Origin of the sequence: Enemella evansiae (genome assembly GCF_002250705.1) — a bacterium.
GTDB classification, from domain to species: Bacteria; Actinomycetota; Actinomycetes; order Propionibacteriales; family Propionibacteriaceae; genus Enemella; species Enemella evansiae.
The window spans coordinates 26,851-43,171 of record NZ_NMVP01000007.1 but is presented as its reverse complement, the minus strand read 5'-3'; the positions used below and the strand labels follow the sequence as shown (position 1 = coordinate 43,171).

Here is a 16,321-nt window from a genome sequence, read left to right as displayed (position 1 = left end):
GCGAAGCGGCGCCGACAGGGCGTGTCGAGATGAACCCCGGCGGCGCGTTCATCTCGACACGGTCGCTTCGCGACCTACTCGATGAACGTGGGGTGGGTCGCTGCGCGGTCTGCTCGATGACCGTAGGCTGCCCGGATGCGGCTCCTGGCGGATGTGGACACCGGTATCGACGATGCATTGGCACTGTGCTGGTTGGCGGCCCGCGAGGATGTCGACCTGGTCGGGGTGTCCACCACCTCGGGCAACACCACCGCCCGACAGGCGGCCGAGAATTCCCTTGCCGTGCTCGAGATCTGCGGCGTCGACGGGGTCGAGGTATGCGTCGGCAGGCCCGCCCCTCTGGTCGTGCCGGCGAGCACGACGCCGGAGACCCATGGGGATCACGGCCTGGGCAATGCCACCCTGCCGCCGACCCGGGGATCGCTGTCCAGCAGGGGATTCCTGGACCTCTGGCTGGACGAGCTGCGGGCCCATCCGGGCGAGACCACCCTGCTGGTCACCGGCCCATTGACCAACCTGGCGGCCGCACTGCGTGCCGAACCCGGGCTGCCCGAGCTCCTTGCCCGGGTGGTGATCATGGGCGGCTCGTTCGATCATCCCGGCAACACCACACCGACGGCGGAGTGGAACAGCTGGGTCGATCCGCACGCGGCCGCCGAGGCGTACGCCGCCTGGGAAGGAAAACCGGCCGACCGGCTGCCGATCGTCTGCTCGCTCGGGGTCACCGAACGGATCGTGATCACCCCGGAGCGGCTTGCCGATTTGATCGCCGGAGCCGGCCCCGACCCGCAGCGCCCCCAGGTGCTCGCGTTGCTCGCCGACGCGCTGGAGTTCTATTTCGATTTCCACGCCGAATACGGCTACGGCTGGCTGGCTCAGGTGCACGACCTGTTCGCCGCGATGGTGGCCCTCGACGCGGTGCCCTGGCCCGCGATGACCACCTGGGTGGGGGTGGAGACGACCTCGGAGCTGACCCGCGGCACGACCGTGCGGGATGCCCGCAACCTCTGGCGGCGTACGCCGAATGCACGGGTGGTCGCCGATACCGACCCGGACCGGGTGTGGGAACTCTTCCGGGACGACCTGACCCGCCTGGTCACTCGGCCAGCGCCGCCTGGTAACTCGGCTCGCGGCGCTTGAGCCAGCCGATCACCATCGAGGTCACCGGCATCGCCGCGTACTGCACCAGCACCTTGTAGAGGAACCCGAAGAAGGTGTAGTTGGCCCACTGACCGATCGAGGTGATCCCGATCGCGGTCGCCGCGACGGTGCAGAACACCAGGGTGTCGACGAACTCGCCGACGCCGGTGGAGGACGCCATCCGGGCGATCAGGCCCTTCTCCCGGTTGCGCTTCTTCATCGCCACCATCACCAGGGTGTTCAGGTTCTGCCCGGCCAGGAAACCGAGGATGCCGGCCAGCACCACCTGCCAGACCGGTCCGAGCGCGGTCTCCAGTGCCGATTGCTTGGCCGTCCCGTAGTCATCGGTGAAACCCGGCAGCGCGATGATGATCGCGTAGCAGAGCACCGAGAGCACGTTGGCGCCGAAGCTGACCCAGATCGCCCGCCGCGCGGCCCGCCCGCCATAGACCTCACTGATCACGTCGCCGACGATGTAGGCGAGCGGGAACAGGAAGAAGCCGCCGTCGGTGATGATCGGCCCGAAGACGACGCCCTTGGAGGCGCCGATGCCGGAGAGGATCACCACGACGCTCATCAGCGCCAGTAGCACCGCATAGTTCGGCGAACCGGTGTCGGCGTACGCCGGGGAACGTGCGGGGTCGGTCGAGGCGGTCACGTCGGGCCAGTCTAGGGGTGCCCCGATCCGGCTCCGAAAGTGGCAGCATGAGGCCATGAGTGAGACGGATTCGGAGTTCATCGACGAACAGGTCCCCGACGAATCGGTGCAGCTGGATCAGCTGGATGCCGAGGACAATCTGGTCGACCGCAACGGCGTCGATCCGCTGGATGAGGGCTACATCGCGCCCGATGACTGGTCGGTCGCCGAGGGCTTCGGCAACACCGCGGCCGAGATGCGGCAGGGGGAGACCCTGGAGCAGCGGTGCCGGCAGGAGGAGCCCGAACAGGGTTACGACCCGGACCGGGTGTCGGGGGAGGACGGCTTCGACGACGATCCCACCGAAGACGACTCCGATCCCGAGGTCGGCGATCGGCGGGCCGGCCGGCTGGTGAGCGCGGGCGGTGGCTACCCGGGTGAGGACGCCGAATCCGAGCTGGTCGGTGAGGATGTCGGCATCTCCGGAGCGGCCGCGAGCGCCGAGGAGGCCGCCATGCACATCATGGACGACGGAGCGGCCGAGGACTCCTTCGATCATCCCCACCGCCCCGACCGGGGCTGAGGCTCAGGCCAGCTTGAAGTGCTGGGCGAGCGAGAGCGGGTCCATCGACATCAGCCGATAGTCCAGCAGGATCAGCTCCTCGACCGAGTAGTCACCGGTCCGGACGCGGGTGCTGGCCGCCATCGCCCGCTGCCAGATCAGGATGCTGCGGGCCTCGCAGATCTCCACCGGCATCACCTCGCGGGTGGTCAGGCCCAGGAAGGTCGGCCCCTTCTCCGCGCAGAACCCGCGCAGCACCTGGTCCAGGTGATGACGGGAGACCAGCGGCTGGTACGCGAAGGTGGACAGCAGCGCGTCGGCGGCCAGCCGGTACGGGTCCGCGGCCACCAGTTGCTGAAAGGTCTGGAAGATCGCCATCAGTGCCTCCTGGGCCGCCAGTCTGCCGTACGCGAATGCCGGTGCCGGAGGAGACCGGGATCACTAGACTGGGTGCAGACACCCGAAACTGGAGGACACCATCAGACCGCAACAAGTTGATCGCCCGGGCGTGGCCGGCGAGCAGGGCTCGCGCAAGATCACCATCCCGGCCAGCATCGACATGGTCCACATCCTCGGACCGGCGGATTCCTTCCTGCGCATCCTGGAGCGGGAACTGGACGCCGACATCCACGTCCGCGGCAACGAGATCACCCTCACCGGCGATCCGGACCAACTGGCCCTGGGGGCCGACATCCTGACCGAGATGGTCACCGTGATCCGCACCGGTCAGGGCCTCAGCGCCGACGCCGTCGAGCGGATCGTCGCCATGATGACCGACCACACCGATGAGCGGCCGGCCGAGGTGCTGACGGCGAACATCCTGTCCAGCCGCGGGCGCACCATCCGGCCCAAGACGCTGAACCAGAAGCGGTATGTGGACGCCATCGACGCGCACACCGTCGTCTTCGGCATCGGCCCGGCCGGCACCGGCAAGACCTACCTGGCGATGGCCAAGGCGGTCCAGGCGCTGCAGAACAAGGAGGTCAACCGGATCATCCTGACCCGGCCGGCCGTCGAGGCGGGGGAGCGGCTCGGCTTCCTGCCCGGCACCCTGAGCGACAAGATCGACCCCTATCTGCGCCCGCTCTATGACGCCCTGCACGACATGGTCGACCCCGACTCGATCCCGCGCCTGCTCACCTCGGGCACCATCGAGGTCGCACCGCTGGCGTACATGCGCGGCCGGACGCTGAACGACGCGTTCATCATCCTCGACGAGGCGCAGAACACCTCGATGGAGCAGATGAAGATGTTCCTCACCCGGTTGGGTTTCAACTCCCGGATGGTGGTCACCGGTGACGTCACCCAGGTCGACCTGCCCGGGGGCCAGAAGAGCGGCCTGCGCGAGGTCCGTTCGATCCTCGACGGGGTCGACGACATCGCTTTCTGCCAGCTGACCAATCACGACGTGGTCCGGCACAAGCTGGTCGGCCGGATCGTGGCCGCCTACGACCGGTACGAGTCGGTGGCCGACGCCGCCGGTGGTGGCGGGGCGCGGCACAGCGGCCCGCGGGCGGGAGGCCGGCGGTGAGCATCGACCTGAACAACGAGTCCGGTCTGGAGGCCGACGAACAGGGGCTGGTGGCGCTGGCCCGCTTCGCCCTCGACGAGCTCGGCATCCATCCGCAGGCCGAGCTGTCGGTGCTGCTGGTGGACGAGGAGACGATGTCGGCCTATCACGAGAAGTACATGGACGAGCCGGGCCCGACCGACGTGCTGTCCTTCCCGATGGACGAACTCCGCCCGCCGGCCGAGGACGAGGAACCGCCGCTGGGCCTGCTCGGTGACATCGTGCTCTGCCCGGCGGTCACCTCGCGGCAGGCCGCCGAGCACGGGCGGTCGGCGGATGAGGAGGCGGAATACCTGCTGGTGCACGGATTGCTGCATCTGCTGGGTTATGACCATGGGACGGCGGAGGAGAAGCAGGAGATGTTCTCGCTGAAGGATCGGATCCTCGCCGACTGGGCCGGGGCGCGGGACCGAACGTGACCTCCAGTGACTGGCTGCGGCTGGGGATCGCGCTGCTGCTGACGATCCTGGCCGGGCTGATGGCGGCCGCCGAGGCCTCGCTCTATTCCTTTTCCCGGGCCCGTGCGGAGCACCTGGTGGAGGAGGGCCGGGCGGGGGCGAAGAAGCTGCTGCTGATCACCGAGGACCCGCCGCCCTATCTGAACACCGCGCTGTTCTTCCGTGTCCTGCTGGAGATCGCGGCGATCACGCTGGTTTCGCTGGTGGTCTTCGGCAATGTGCAGCGGGACTGGGTGCGGTTGCTGACCGTGATCGGTTCGATGGTGCTGGTCTCCTTCATTCTGTGGGGGGTGGCCCCGCGTACGCTCGGCCGCCAGCACGCCGACCGGGTCGCCTGCGCCGCCGCGGGGCCGCTGTCGCTGCTCACCACCGTGCTCGGGCCGCTGCCGCAATTGCTGATCCTGCTGGGCAATGCGCTGACCCCCGGGCGCGGGTTCGCCGACGGGCCGTTCTCCACCGAGGCCGAGCTGCGCGAGCTGGTCGACCGGGCCGTGGCCAGCGACCTGATCGAGGCCGGCGAGCACAAGATGATCAACTCGGTCTTCGATCTCGGCGACACCATCGTCAAGGAGGTGATGGTGCCGCGGACCGACATGGTCTTCATCGAGGAGAACAAGACCCTGCGGCAGGCGATGTCGCTGGCGCTGCGCTCCGGCTTCTCCCGGATCCCCGTGGTCGGTGAGGGCGGCCTCGACGACGTGGTCGGCGTGCTGTATCTGAAGGACCTGATGAAACGGGTCTACGACAACGCCGACGCGCAGACCAGCGAGCGGGTCGGATCGATGATGCGCCGCCCGGTCTGGTGCCCGGACTCCAAGCCGGTGGACGAACTGCTGCAGGAGATGCAGGCGAGCCGCAGCCACCTGGTGATCGTCGTCGACGAGTTCGGTGGGACCGCCGGGATGGCGACGATCGAGGACATCCTGGAGGAGATCGTCGGCGAGATCGTCGACGAGTACGACGACTCCGAGCTGCCGCCGTTCGTCCGGCTGGGTGAGGACCGCTATCGGGTCTCGGCACGCCTGCCGATCGACGAGTTGGGGGACCTGTTCGGTCTCGAACTGGACGACGAGGATGTCGACTCCGCGGGCGGGTTGATGGCCAAGGAGTTGAACAAGGTACCGATCCCCGGCTCGGTGGTCCGGGTGCACGGGCTGGAACTGGTCGCCGAACGGGGCGCCGGCCGCCGCAATCGCATCGACACCCTGCTGGTGACCCGACTGCCCGACCCCGAGGCCGACGACGCCGGCGCGGAGGCCGCCGCCGCGCTCGCCGCCGAATCCGCCGAGCGGGCCACCTGACGCTCATCCCGCTCATCGAGTAGTACGCCCGGCGCAGCGAAGCGGAGCCGGGCGTACGTGTCGCGATGAGGTCCTACCGACCTAGGGCTCGAGGATCGCCCGCAGCCGCTCCAGATCCGCGCGTACCAGCTCCGCGTCGTGCTCGAAATCGGCGTCGGGTACGCCGGGCAGCCGATACAGCGTGAAGACCACCTCGCTGCCGTTGTCGTTGGCCAGTACCCGCAGCGGATTGTGCACGACGGCGCCATCGGGCAACCGCACGTCGTGATCGAGGATCCCGGCCTCGATCGGGCCGGTGAACGCCACCTCCACCGTGCCCATCGGTGACTCCGTGACCCAGGTGCCATCCACCTTCCGGATGCCGGCGCTCAGCCCGGCCGCCCACTGCGGGAGGTTCTCGGGGTCACCCGCGAAGGCGATCACCGCGGCCGGCGGGCGCGAGATCGAAACGGACAGATGCCGGGCGGCGAAGACCATGCACCGAGTATGCCGAACCGGCGCCGGTGTCGGAGGGCCAGCCTATGATTCGAACTGAGAATCGAATGAAAGGAGCGGTCATGGACCAGATCCAGTTGCAGGCCTAGCTCGATCAGGATGATGCCCGGGTGTCGGGGATGATCCGGAAGTTCGGGTGGACGGTCGAGTACATCTACGCCGGTGATTGCGAGGTGCCGGGCTGCACCTGCCCCGATGCCGCGATCCCGTTCGCCTACACCATCGGGATGTTCGGTTACGGCCATCCGGAGCTGCTGGTGCTCGGGATGCCCGTCGACTCCGCGCATCCGATGCTGAATGAGCTGGGGCAGCGCGTCAAGGACGGCGAGCAGTTGCTGCCGGGCCAGCTGATCACCTTCCCGAACTGGCCGCATCGGATGGTGCCCGAGGTGGTGCCCAATCCCGGTGAGATCGTGTTCGGCGCGAACCGGCACTACCAACGTCCGGCGGAGTTCTCGGTGCCGGTCCTCCAACTCAGCTATGACGACCGCGATGGGAGATTTCCCTGGGAGCCGGGGTACGCGGCCCCGCACCTGCAACCAAGGCCGGGCAACTTCCGGGCGTGAGGGTCGGCGGAGGGGTAGGCCGGGGGGTAGGTTGCGGAAGGTGAGCTACCCGGTGCGCCGACTGCGCGGTCGTTACCGGTCGTTGGCTCTGATCGAGACGTTCAATGCGGTGATCCTGCTGCCGGGGATGTTCTGGTTCTTCGGCTGGCCGCTGACTGTGGCGAATCTGAGCGGCGCCGTGGCCTGCGGGGTGCTCCTGCTGGCCGGGGCGGCGTACTGGGCCACCAAGGTGCGCCAGCTCGATGAGCGCACCATGCTGCCGCGCGGTCTGGGCGCCTTCGCCGTGCTCCGGCCGATCGGCTGGGTGCTCAGCCTCGGCGCACTGCTGCTGGTCGTGGTACTGCGCGGGCCCAACGGGATCGCCTGGCTGCCCGGTCTCGGCACCGCGGTGCTGGCCGTGCTGGAGCAGATCAACTACTTCCATGTGCAGCTCAGCCACGACAACCCCTCCGATCTGGCGCGGCTGTTCCGCAGCGGCCTGCGCAGCTCGAAACTCGCCCGCGATCTGGCCGCACGTCGGACGGGTACGCCACCACCCGGGCTGCGCTTCCCGGATCCGGGCGCCGGCCAACCCCTACACTGACCGCGTGACGACGATCGAACCGACCCCCGAGGGCTTCCGCTCCGGTTTCGCCTGCTTCGTGGGCCGCCCGAACGCGGGCAAGTCCACGCTGACCAATGCGCTGGTCGGCTCGAAGATCGCGATCACCTCGAGTAAACCGCAGACCACCCGGCACGTGATCCGCGGCATCGTCACCCGCCCCGACGCGCAGTTGGTGCTGATCGATACTCCCGGGCTGCACAAGCCGCGGACCCTGCTCGGCGAGCGGCTCAACACGCTGGTGCACGACACCTGGTCCGAGGTCGACGTGATCGGCGTCTGCCTGCCCGCCGACCAGCGCGTCGGCCCCGGTGACACCCACCTGGTCTCGGAGATCGCGGCGCTGCCGAAGCGGCCGAAACTGGTCGCGCTGGCCACCAAGTCCGACCTCGTCTCCGGCGACCGGATGCGCCAGCACCTGCTCGCGATCGCTGCCCTGGAAGAGAAACTCGGCATCCGATGGGAGCACGTGGTGCCGGTGTCGGCGGTGTCCGGGGAACAGGTCGACGAGGTCGCGGACGTGCTGATCTCACTACTGCCCGAGGGCCCGGCGTACTATCCCGACGGCGAGGTCACCGACGAGCCGACCGAGACGCTGGTGGCCGAGCTGATCCGCGAATGCGCGCTGGAGGGCGTACGCGATGAACTGCCGCACTCGATCGTGGTCACCGTCGAGGAGATGGGTCTGCGCGAGGGCCGCCCGGAGGACAAGCCGCTGCTCGACATCTACGCCAACCTGATCGTCGAGCGGGATTCCCAGAAGGGGATCATGATCGGCCACAAGGGCTCCCGGCTCAAGGAGGTCGGCAGCCAGGCCCGGCAACAGATCGCCCGGCTGCTCGGCACCCCGGTGCATCTCGACCTGCGGGTCAAGGTGCTCAAGGAGTGGCAGCGTGACCCGAAGTATCTGAACCGGCTCGGCTTCTGAGAATTTATGCGCGCTGTATGCGACGTTCCTTGCAATGGGGGACAGCGCGTCATATAAGTGGCGAGCCCTCACTGAGGACTCGCCACTTCCTGTCAATCGACAGGGGGCCGGGGCAGGGTTGCCGAGGGCAGATTTGAGACCTCCCGAGCGGATTCAACTCCCGTCCGGTCCACGTCCATACTAGCAGTGGGCCTGAAGGATGGAGCCGTGATATCCGATCGTGTTGACGAGTCCTTGTCAGACGTCCCCGCGAGTTCTGCGCGTGCGCGGGCGCGCTCAACTATCAAATTCCCCTACACCGATATCAAAGATGCCCAACAAGTCGCCAAGACCGTGAAGGGACGATTTGGTTCGAGCTGCAGCGTTGACCAACTGGCGGCGGCGTTGCAGCAGAAGTCCACCAGCGGAGCGTTCCGGGTGAAGTTGGCTACGGCCGCGACATTCGGTGTAATCACTCACAATCGGGGAGACGTCGCTCTTACACCCCTAGGTCAGGATGTGGCAGATGACCGTGAGGGTGCGCTAGTCGCCGCATTCATGAATGTTCCACTGTATGCGGCCATATACGAGAGATATCAGGGAACTAGCCTGCCAAGCGATGCCGGACTTGAGTCTGAGATGCTCTCCCTCGGTGTGGCTGCAAAGCAGACCGATAAGGCGCGTCAGGCTTTCACAAGGTCTGCCGAGAAAGCGAATCTCTTCTGGTCGGGGCGCGAGCGGCTCGTAATGCCGCCGTCATCAGGTGCGGCAGGCGGCGCCAGCGGCGCGGCTGTGGCTGGGTCGGCTACAGGCAGTTCGCCTGATTCGACTGCGAGTCTCGCCGATGACCCCATACTTCAGGGGCTTTGGCGCAAGTTACCCGCGGAGGGATCCTTCCCGAAGGAGGATCGGGAGCGCTGGTTCGCCGCCTTGCGGGTAAACCTTGAACTCGTTTACGGGCCGGTTGACCAGCACGCCGCCAACCCATCCGAGGAATGATCATTCGACCATTGGCATAACTATGCGTTAGCATGGGGGCATGTCCAAAGTACTGACCTCGTTGCCTGTTGGTGAGCGCGTCGGGATCGCCTTCTCCGGTGGCCTCGACACCTCCGTAGCCGTTGCCTGGATGCGTGAGAAGGGCGCCGTGCCCTGCACCTACACCGCCGACATCGGCCAGTACGACGAGTCGGACATCGCTTCGGTCCCGGACCGCGCCAAGGAGTACGGCGCCGAGATCTCCCGGCTGGTCGACTGCCGGGAGGCGCTGGTTGAGGAGGGCCTGGTCGCGCTGATGTGCGGCGCCTTCCACATCCGCACCGCCGGCAAGACCTACTTCAACACCACCCCGCTGGGCCGCGCGGTGACCGGGATGCTGCTGGTCCGGGCGATGAAGGAGGACGGCGTCGACATCTGGGGCGACGGGTCGACCTACAAGGGCAACGACATCGAGCGGTTCTACCGCTACGGCCTGATGGCCAACCCGAACCTGCGGATCTACAAGCCGTGGCTGGACACCGACTTCGTCAACGAGCTCGGCGGCCGCGACGAGATGAGCCAGTGGCTGAGCGAGCGCAAGCTGCCCTACCGCGACTCGAAGGAGAAGGCGTACTCCACCGACGCCAACATCTGGGGCGCCACCCACGAGGCCAAGCACCTGGAGAAGCTCGACTCCGGCCTCGACATCGTCGAGCCGATCATGGGCGTCGCCTCCTGGCGGGAGGACGTGCAGATCGCGCCCGAGGAGGTCACCCTGACCTTCGAGCAGGGCCGCCCGGTCGCGATCAACGGCCAGGATTTCCGCAACGATCCCGTCGGCCTGGTGATGAAGGCCAACGAGATCGGCGGCCGGCACGGGCTGGGCGTCTCCGACCAGATCGAGAACCGGATCATCGAGGCCAAATCCCGCGGCATCTACGAGGCGCCGGGCATGGCACTGCTGCACATCGGCTACGAGCGGCTGCTGAACGCCATCCACAACGAGGACACGATCGCCAACTACCACACCGAGGGCCGGCGTCTCGGCCGGCTGATGTACGAGGGCCGCTGGATGGATCCGCAGTCGCTGATGCTGCGCGAATCGCTGGTGCGCTGGGTCGGCTCGGCCGTCACCGGTGAGGTGACGGTACGCCTGCGGCGCGGCGATGACTACCAGTTCCTGGCCACCTCCGGGCCGGGGCTGAGCTACCACCCGGACAAGCTCTCGATGGAGCGGGTCGGCGACGCCGCCTTCGGTCCGGAGGACCGGATCGGGCAGCTGACGATGCGCAACCTGGACATCGCCGACTCCCGGGCGCGGCTGGAATCCTATGCCCAGCTGGGAATCGTCGGCGGCGCCACCGCCCAACTGGTCGGCGAGCTGGATGCCGGTGGTGCCAAGGCGATCGCCGGTGGCCAGGGCCCCGACGACGATCAGGAGCTGCTCGACCGCGCCGCGATGGAGGCCGGTACCGACTGAGGAGCCTGCTGGCAACGGTTCTTCTCGACACGGTCGCTGCGCGACCTACTCGAAGAACGTGGGTGGCTTCGACTCGCTCGTTCCTCGCTCGCTCAGCCGACGTCCGCATGGTCGGCGAGGATGACCACCAGGGTCCGCGGGCCATGGACGCCCTCGACCCGGTCCAGCTCGATGTCGGAGGTGGCGCTCGGACCGCTGATCCAGGTGAGCGGCAGGCCGGCGGCCACCGATTCGGCCAACCGCGCCACGGCCTCCGGCACGTCGGACACCACCTGATCGGCGCCCACCACACACACGTGCACGTCCGGCACCAGGGTCAGCGCCCGCCGTCCCTGATCGGGGCGATGGTCGAGGACCACGGTGCCGGTCTCGGCGATCCCGACGGCCGCCGCCGAAACCACCGCGTCGATCCGGTCCAGCTCACTCGCGTCGAGTGTCACGGCCCCGGAAGGGTCCAACACCAGGTCGAACCCGGATTCCCGCAGCTGCTGCTGCCACACGACATCCAGTCCCTCAGGTGCGACAACACGGCGTGCCCCGGTGGCACTCAGCGCGGCCGTAACCTGCCCCGCCACCTCGTCGGCGGAGCAGCGGACGACCCGGGCGCGATAGTCCTCGACCCGTTCGGTGAACCGGTCCCAGATGTCGGGCATGGGTGTGTTGCGGCCAAACTGCCACGGCACCTCGACGTCCTGGGTCGGATCGCCGCCGCCGACATCGGCGATGGCTCGGCGTACCCGGCCCAGAATCTCCTCACGGGCGTTCATCGGTGCTCCTCACGGTTCTTGCGCCACCAGGTGCGGAAGGTTTCCCGCGGGGGCAGCGGGATGTCGCGGGCACCGCTCCATGCGGACGCGATCGGCAGCGGGATCGCCCCCAGCTTCTGCGTGCGCCCGAACAGGCGCCCGCCCAGGCTCGCGGCGGCCTGACCACGCTCAAGGTTGCGGTGATCGGCCATCAGCCAGGCGGCCGCCTTCATCGCCGCCCGTTCGGCCAGATCGGGATGGTCCCGGGTCACCCGATTGCGCAACTCCACCAGCATCTCCGGGATCTCGATCCGGACCGGGCACACCTCGAAGCAGGCCCCGCACAGCGAGCTGGCATAGGGCAGCGACGCGTCCAGGTCGGTGTCGACCCCGCGCAACTGCGGGGTGAGCACCGCGCCGATCGGACCTGGATAGACCGACCCGTAGGCGTGACCGCCGACCCGCTCATAGACCGGGCAGATGTTCAGGCAGGCCGAACAGCGGATGCAGCGCAGCGCCTGGCGACCCAACTCGTCGGCGAGGGCGTTGGTGCGCCCGTTGTCGACCAGCACCACGTGCACGTTCTGCGGCCCGTCACCAGAGCTGTTGCCGGACCACATCGAGGTGTAGGGGTTCATCCGCTCCCCGGTCGAGGAGCGGGGGAGCAACCGCAGGAACACCTCCAGGTCTGCAAAGGTGGGCACCAGCTTTTCGATGCCCACAACCGAAATCAGCGTCTCGGGCAGGGTCAGACACATCCGCCCGTTGCCCTCGGACTCGACCACGACCAGGGTGCCGGTCTCCGCGACGGCGAAGTTGGCGCCCGAGATGGCGACCTTGGCCCGAAGGAACTTCTCCCGCAGGTGTGCCCGCGCCGCGGCGGCCAGATCGACGGGCCGATCGCTCAGCCCCGCCGGCGCCGGTACGCCCCATTCGCCCATCTCCTGCAGGAAGATCTCCCGCACCTCGGCGCGGTTGCGGTGGATCGCCGGCACCAGGATGTGCGAGGGGTGGTCGTGTCCGAGCTGGACGATCAGCTCGGCCAGGTCAGTCTCCCAGGCGGCGATTCCGGCCTCTTCGAGGGCCTCGTTGAGCCCGATCTCCTGGGTGGCCATCGACTTGACCTTGACCACCTCGTCCGAGCCGGTGGCGCGGGTCAGCTCGATCACGATCCGGTTCGCCTCGTCGGCGTCGCGGGCCCAGTGCACGTGCGCCCCGGCCCGGGTCAACGACTCCTCGAGCTGGATCAGATAATCGTCCAGGTGGCGCAGGGTGCGGTCCTTGATCGCAGCCCCGGCCACCCGCAGCTGCTCCCACTCGTCCACCTCGGCGACCACGTTGGCCCGCTTGGTGCGGATGGTGCCGGTGGCGTGGCGCAGGTTGACCCGCAGCTGGCTGTTGCCGAGCGCCTTCTTTGCCCCCACAGGGAATTTCGGCATCCCGAGGAAGGTCTCTGCCGGCGGTGCCGGCGTACGCCTGACCGGCGCTGCGGCGGGTGTGGTGCGGTTCAGCTCGCTGTTCATCCGTCCTCCTCGGTGCTGGCCAGGATCTCGGCCAGGTGGATCGGGCGTACGCCGGTGCGCTGCCGGGAGAGCAACCCACCGAGATGGGTCAGGCAGGAGTTGTCGCCGGCGACGAGGTATTCCGCGCCGGTGTCGAGCACCCGGCGTACCTTGTCGCCACCCATGGACACCGACACGTCGGCGTTCTTCACCGCGAAGGTGCCGCCGAACCCGCAGCACTGGTCGGCCTCTGCCAGCGGGGCCAGGGTCAGTCCGCGCACCTGCTGCAGCAGTTGCAGCGGGCGATCCCCGACGTGGCAGACCCGCAGCGAGTGACAGGTCGGGTGATAGGTGACCCGGTGTGGGAAATAGGCGCCCACGTCGGTCACCTTGAGCACGTCCACCAGGAACTCCGACAGCTCGCGGGTGCGCGGCACCAGCTGCTGCACCTCGGCGGTCAGGCCCTGGTCGCCGTGCCGGCGGGCCAGCATCGGATGCTGCTCCCGGATCGAACCGGCGCAAGATCCCGAGGGCACCACCACGTGGTCCTGGTCGGCGAACGAGTCGACGAAGGTGCGTACGCTGCCCATCGCCTCGTCGAAATAGCCGGTGTTGGTGAACGGCTGACCGCAGCAGGTCTGGGTGAGCGGAAACTCGACGGTGCAGCCCAGCCGCTCCAGCAGGGTGACCACCGCCCTGGCCGTGCCGGGATACATCGTGTCATTGATGCAGGTGGCGAACAGGGCGACCCGCACCCCCTCGCCGGGACGGTCGGTCTGTCGGGTGAGCTCGGTCATGGCAGCATCCAGGCGAGCACCGGGGTGGACTGCAGACCGATCAGCAGGCAGAGCACGATCAGCAGGCCCACGCTCCAGGGCAGGCACTTGCGCAGGATGTCCGACTCCCTGCCGTGCAGGCCCACCGCGGTGGCGGCGATGGCCAGGTTCTGCGGGCTGATCATCTTGCCGACCACGCCACCGGAGGTGTTGGCGGCGACCAGCAGATGCGGATCGATGCCCGCCTTGGTGGCCGCGGTCTGCTGCAGGGTGGCGAACAGGGCGTTGGCGGAGGTGTCCGAGCCGGTCACCGCGGTCCCCAGCCAGCCGAGGATGGGAGAGAAGAAGGCGAACGCCGCGCCGGTGCCGGCGATCCAGGTGCCGATGGTGATGGTCTGTCCGGACAGGTTCATCACATAGGCCAGGCCCAGCACCGAGGCGATGGTCAGGAAGGTCCAGCGCAGTTTGACCAGGGTGCCGCTGAACTCCTTCCAGGTGTCCTTTGCGCTGACCCGATAGACCAGCGCGACGATGATCATGCAGATCAGCAGCGTGGTGCCGGGGCTGGACAGCCACTGGAAGTTGTAGACGGTGGAGGAGTTGGGCGTCCCGGCCAGGGTGAGGACGTGGCCGTCGAGCCCGGGCCACTTGATCTTGATGTCGGTGCTGGCCAGCCATTTGCTCACCGGCTTGATCAGCTTGGTCACGGCGAACGCCGCGATCACCAGCAGGTAGGGGAAAAGCGCCATGAAGATCTGCCCGCCGGTCAGGGACCGCTTCTGCAGTGCCGGGGTCTCGGTCACGGCGGCCCGCTGCTCCTCGGTCATGCTGGCCAGCTCCGCCTCGCGCACTTGGCGCATCCGCTCGGTGGCCGCGGAACCACCCTTGGGGCGCCACAGGCGCAGGATGACGACGGCGGCGAGCAGGCCGAGCAGGGAGGCGATGATGTCGGTCAGCTCGACCGACAGATAGGTGGCCGCGGCCCACTGGGCGACGGCGAAGACGAGTCCGGTGCCCAGGGCGACCGGCCAGATCTCCTTCATGCCGCGGACCCCGTCGGCGATGAACACCAGGATCAGCGGCACGAAGACGGCCAGCACCGGGGTCTGATGCCCCACGTAGGCGCCGATCTCGGCGTAGGGGATCTTGGTGAGCGTGCCGGCGGTGATGATCGGGGTGGCGATGGCGCCGAAGGCGACCGGAGCGGTGTTGGCGACCAGCACGATGACGGCCGCGCGCAGGGCGGAGAAGCCGGTGGCCATCACCATCACGCCGGTGATCGCCACCGGGGCGCCGAAGCCGGCCAGCGCCTCCATCAGCCCGCCGAAGCAGAAGGCGATCACCATCGCCTGCACCCGCGGGTCGTCGCTGATCAGCGCGAACACCTGACGCAGGTCCTCGAAGCGGCCACTGGCGACGGTGACCTGATAGAGCACGATGGCGGTGAACACGATCCAGGCGATCGGGAACAGGCCGAACACCGCGCCCTCGCTGGCCGACAGCAGGGCCAGGCCGAAGGGCATCTTGTAGGCCGCCACGGCGACCACGATCGCGGTGGCCAGGGCGGTCAGGCCCGCCCAGTGCGCCTTCCAGCGCAACCCACCGAGGGTGATGAAGATGGCGAGCAGCGGCAGCAGCGCGATCAGCGACGACAGCCACAGGCTGCCGAGCGGCCCGAGTTGGGGCTGATAGGTCATGGGAACTCCGTCGTTCGGCGGGCTCTGTGGCGGGTTGTCGGCACCGGGCGAGAATGGTCGGACCAATGCGGATGGAAGGATGCTAGACTGCCTCCCATTCCCGCGTCAAGAGTGGGCCACATCAAGGGTGGGTGGATCAAGGAGGTGCCCGTGTCGGCCGCGGTGAGCGACCCGTCGCCCCTGCCCGACGCCCGAGGTGGGCGCAAGGCGTACGAAGTGGTGCTGCGCCACATCGAGGATGAGATCCTCTCCGGCAGGCTCCAGGTCGGGGCGCAACTGCCCCCGGAGCGCGAGTTGGCCGCCGAATTGTCGGTGAGCCGCCCGGCGGCCCGTGAGGCGATCCGGGCGCTGGAGGCCCAGGGGGTGCTGACGTCCGGGGTCGGCGTCGGTCCCGCCAGTGGCACCCGGGTGACCAACGAACGCTCCCGCGCCCTGACCCGGCTGCTGCGGCTGCAGGTCGCGCTGGCCCAGTTTCCGATCGACGAGGTGATCGAACTGCGCGTCGGGCTGGAACGCTCCGCGGTCGCGCTGGCCGCCCGGCAGGCCGCAGCGGAGGAGTTGGCCCAGCTCGAGGACCTGCTGGCACAGATGCGGCGCCCCGACATCGAGCTGGAGGAGTTCAACACCCTGGACAACGACTTCCACGTGACGATCGCCCGAGCCGGGGGGATGGGGCTGATCTCGGACCTGTGCGTCGCCGTGCGGGAGTCGGTACGCCTCCCCATCCTCGATTCGTCACGGCGGTTGCCCGACTGGGGGGCGCTGCGAGCCGACCTGGAGCGGCACCATCAGCAGATCTTCAACGCCATCGCCGCCCGTGACGGCGAGCGGGCCGCCGATCTGGTGGAGGATCACATCCGGATGGCCTACTCGGTGCTGCTGGGCTGAGGGGGTTCTGGGGAGCC

18 protein-coding genes are annotated in these 16,321 nt (G+C 68.1%); 11 read left to right on the top strand and 7 right to left on the bottom strand.

Features of this window, described 5'->3' with window-relative positions; translation table 11 throughout:
• Positions 1–135: 135 nt before the first annotated feature.
• On the top strand, positions 136–1,140 hold the full coding sequence (locus BI335_RS06975) for a nucleoside hydrolase (RefSeq protein ID WP_094430023.1): 1,005 nt from the start codon (positions 136–138) through the stop codon (positions 1,138–1,140).
• On the opposite strand, the gene BI335_RS06970 is transcribed toward BI335_RS06975, so the two are convergent.
• Entirely contained in the window at positions 1,097–1,798 is a 702-nt protein-coding gene (locus BI335_RS06970) for a queuosine precursor transporter (protein WP_229119480.1), read from the bottom strand. The two genes, BI335_RS06975 and BI335_RS06970, sit on opposite strands and share 44 nt — an antisense overlap.
• A gap of 55 nt (positions 1,799–1,853) precedes the next feature.
• Here BI335_RS06970 and BI335_RS06965 point away from each other — a divergent pair, with 55 nt between their 5' ends.
• On the top strand, positions 1,854–2,360 hold the full coding sequence (locus BI335_RS06965) for a DUF5709 domain-containing protein (RefSeq protein WP_094430021.1): 507 nt from the start codon (positions 1,854–1,856) through the stop codon (positions 2,358–2,360).
• A 3-nt stretch (positions 2,361–2,363) separates the two neighbouring features.
• On the opposite strand, the gene BI335_RS06960 is transcribed toward BI335_RS06965, so the two are convergent.
• Positions 2,364–2,717 carry a hypothetical protein gene (locus tag BI335_RS06960; protein WP_094404198.1) on the bottom strand — a complete coding sequence of 118 codons (354 nt, stop codon included), beginning with the start codon at positions 2,715–2,717 and terminating at the stop codon, positions 2,364–2,366.
• 181 nt (positions 2,718–2,898) lie between these two features.
• Here BI335_RS06960 and BI335_RS06955 point away from each other — a divergent pair, with 181 nt between their 5' ends.
• The 3 genes from BI335_RS06955 to BI335_RS06945 are packed head-to-tail and all read left to right on the top strand — an operon-like array spanning position 2,899 to position 5,668.
• A complete protein-coding gene (locus BI335_RS06955) occupies positions 2,899–3,870 on the top strand; it encodes a PhoH family protein (RefSeq protein WP_094360654.1) in 972 nt (323 codons plus the stop codon).
• Positions 3,867–4,328 (top strand): rRNA maturation RNase YbeY, encoded by a 462-nt coding sequence (gene ybeY, locus BI335_RS06950; RefSeq protein ID WP_094430020.1) that lies wholly within the window; start codon positions 3,867–3,869, stop codon positions 4,326–4,328. Before BI335_RS06955 ends, ybeY begins: the two co-directional genes overlap by 4 nt.
• Entirely contained in the window at positions 4,325–5,668 is a 1,344-nt protein-coding gene (locus BI335_RS06945; protein ID WP_094430019.1) for a hemolysin family protein, read from the top strand. Before ybeY ends, BI335_RS06945 begins: the two co-directional genes overlap by 4 nt.
• An 81-nt stretch (positions 5,669–5,749) precedes the next feature.
• Here BI335_RS06945 and BI335_RS06940 read toward each other — a convergent pair whose 3' ends face one another.
• Positions 5,750–6,145 carry a polyketide cyclase gene (locus BI335_RS06940; protein ID WP_094430018.1) on the bottom strand — a complete coding sequence of 132 codons (396 nt, stop codon included), beginning with the start codon at positions 6,143–6,145 and terminating at the stop codon, positions 5,750–5,752.
• Positions 6,146–6,282: 137 nt separating this feature from the next.
• Here BI335_RS06940 and BI335_RS06935 point away from each other — a divergent pair, with 137 nt between their 5' ends.
• The 5 genes from BI335_RS06935 (at position 6,283) to argG (ending at position 10,695) form a co-directional block, all read left to right on the top strand.
• Positions 6,283–6,729 (top strand): DUF4262 domain-containing protein, encoded by a 447-nt coding sequence (locus tag BI335_RS06935; protein WP_094430017.1) that lies wholly within the window; start codon positions 6,283–6,285, stop codon positions 6,727–6,729.
• A gap of 40 nt (positions 6,730–6,769) precedes the next feature.
• Positions 6,770–7,312, top strand: a complete 543-nt coding sequence (locus tag BI335_RS06930; protein ID WP_094430016.1) for a hypothetical protein — start codon at positions 6,770–6,772, stop codon at positions 7,310–7,312.
• A 4-nt stretch (positions 7,313–7,316) separates the two neighbouring features.
• The gene (era, locus tag BI335_RS06925; RefSeq protein WP_411266752.1) at positions 7,317–8,258 is read left to right on the top strand and encodes a GTPase Era; all 942 of its coding nucleotides are present in this window, start codon (positions 7,317–7,319) and stop codon (positions 8,256–8,258) included.
• A 207-nt stretch (positions 8,259–8,465) separates the two neighbouring features.
• The gene (locus BI335_RS21015) at positions 8,466–9,236 is read left to right on the top strand and encodes a hypothetical protein (protein WP_144009085.1); all 771 of its coding nucleotides are present in this window, start codon (positions 8,466–8,468) and stop codon (positions 9,234–9,236) included.
• A 40-nt stretch (positions 9,237–9,276) separates the two neighbouring features.
• On the top strand, positions 9,277–10,695 hold the full coding sequence (gene argG / locus BI335_RS06920) for an argininosuccinate synthase (protein WP_094430015.1): 1,419 nt from the start codon (positions 9,277–9,279) through the stop codon (positions 10,693–10,695).
• A gap of 92 nt (positions 10,696–10,787) precedes the next feature.
• On the opposite strand, the gene BI335_RS06915 is transcribed toward argG, so the two are convergent.
• The 4 genes from BI335_RS06915 to BI335_RS06900 are packed head-to-tail and all read right to left on the bottom strand — an operon-like array spanning position 10,788 to position 15,416.
• Positions 10,788–11,462, bottom strand: coding sequence for a LutC/YkgG family protein (locus tag BI335_RS06915; RefSeq protein WP_094430014.1), 675 nt, complete (start codon positions 11,460–11,462; stop codon positions 10,788–10,790).
• Positions 11,459–12,964, bottom strand: coding sequence for a LutB/LldF family L-lactate oxidation iron-sulfur protein (locus tag BI335_RS06910; RefSeq protein ID WP_094430013.1), 1,506 nt, complete (start codon positions 12,962–12,964; stop codon positions 11,459–11,461). The genes BI335_RS06915 and BI335_RS06910 overlap by 4 nt, the downstream gene beginning before the upstream one ends.
• A complete protein-coding gene (locus tag BI335_RS06905) occupies positions 12,961–13,740 on the bottom strand; it encodes a (Fe-S)-binding protein (protein WP_094430012.1) in 780 nt (259 codons plus the stop codon). Before BI335_RS06905 ends, BI335_RS06910 begins: the two co-directional genes overlap by 4 nt.
• Entirely contained in the window at positions 13,737–15,416 is a 1,680-nt protein-coding gene (locus tag BI335_RS06900; protein WP_094430011.1) for an L-lactate permease, read from the bottom strand. The genes BI335_RS06905 and BI335_RS06900 overlap by 4 nt, the downstream gene beginning before the upstream one ends.
• 150 nt (positions 15,417–15,566) lie before the next feature.
• On the opposite strand from BI335_RS06900, the gene BI335_RS06895 reads away from it, so the two are divergent.
• Complete coding sequence (locus BI335_RS06895) at positions 15,567–16,304, top strand: FadR/GntR family transcriptional regulator (RefSeq protein WP_229119479.1); 738 nt, start codon at positions 15,567–15,569, stop codon at positions 16,302–16,304.
• The last annotated feature ends 17 nt before the right edge of the window (positions 16,305–16,321 follow it).

Excerpts from the sequence above, each read along its gene's own strand:
- BI335_RS06975 (WP_094430023.1), top strand. The coding sequence starts at position 136 with ATGCGGCTCCTGGCGGATGTGGACACCGGTATCGACGATGCATTGGCA.
- BI335_RS06965 (WP_094430021.1), top strand. The coding sequence starts at position 1,854 with ATGAGTGAGACGGATTCGGAGTTCATCGACGAACAGGTCCCCGACGAA.
- BI335_RS06960 (WP_094404198.1), bottom strand. The coding sequence starts at position 2,717 with ATGGCGATCTTCCAGACCTTTCAGCAACTGGTGGCCGCGGACCCGTAC.
- BI335_RS06955 (WP_094360654.1), top strand. The coding sequence starts at position 2,899 with ATGGTCCACATCCTCGGACCGGCGGATTCCTTCCTGCGCATCCTGGAG.
- BI335_RS06940 (WP_094430018.1), bottom strand. The coding sequence starts at position 6,145 with ATGGTCTTCGCCGCCCGGCATCTGTCCGTTTCGATCTCGCGCCCGCCG.
- BI335_RS06935 (WP_094430017.1), top strand. The coding sequence starts at position 6,283 with ATGATCCGGAAGTTCGGGTGGACGGTCGAGTACATCTACGCCGGTGAT.
- argG (WP_094430015.1), top strand. The coding sequence starts at position 9,277 with ATGTCCAAAGTACTGACCTCGTTGCCTGTTGGTGAGCGCGTCGGGATC.
- BI335_RS06915 (WP_094430014.1), bottom strand. The coding sequence starts at position 11,462 with ATGAACGCCCGTGAGGAGATTCTGGGCCGGGTACGCCGAGCCATCGCC.
- BI335_RS06910 (WP_094430013.1), bottom strand. The coding sequence starts at position 12,964 with ATGAACAGCGAGCTGAACCGCACCACACCCGCCGCAGCGCCGGTCAGG.
- BI335_RS06905 (WP_094430012.1), bottom strand. The coding sequence starts at position 13,740 with ATGACCGAGCTCACCCGACAGACCGACCGTCCCGGCGAGGGGGTGCGG.
- BI335_RS06900 (WP_094430011.1), bottom strand. The coding sequence starts at position 15,416 with ATGACCTATCAGCCCCAACTCGGGCCGCTCGGCAGCCTGTGGCTGTCG.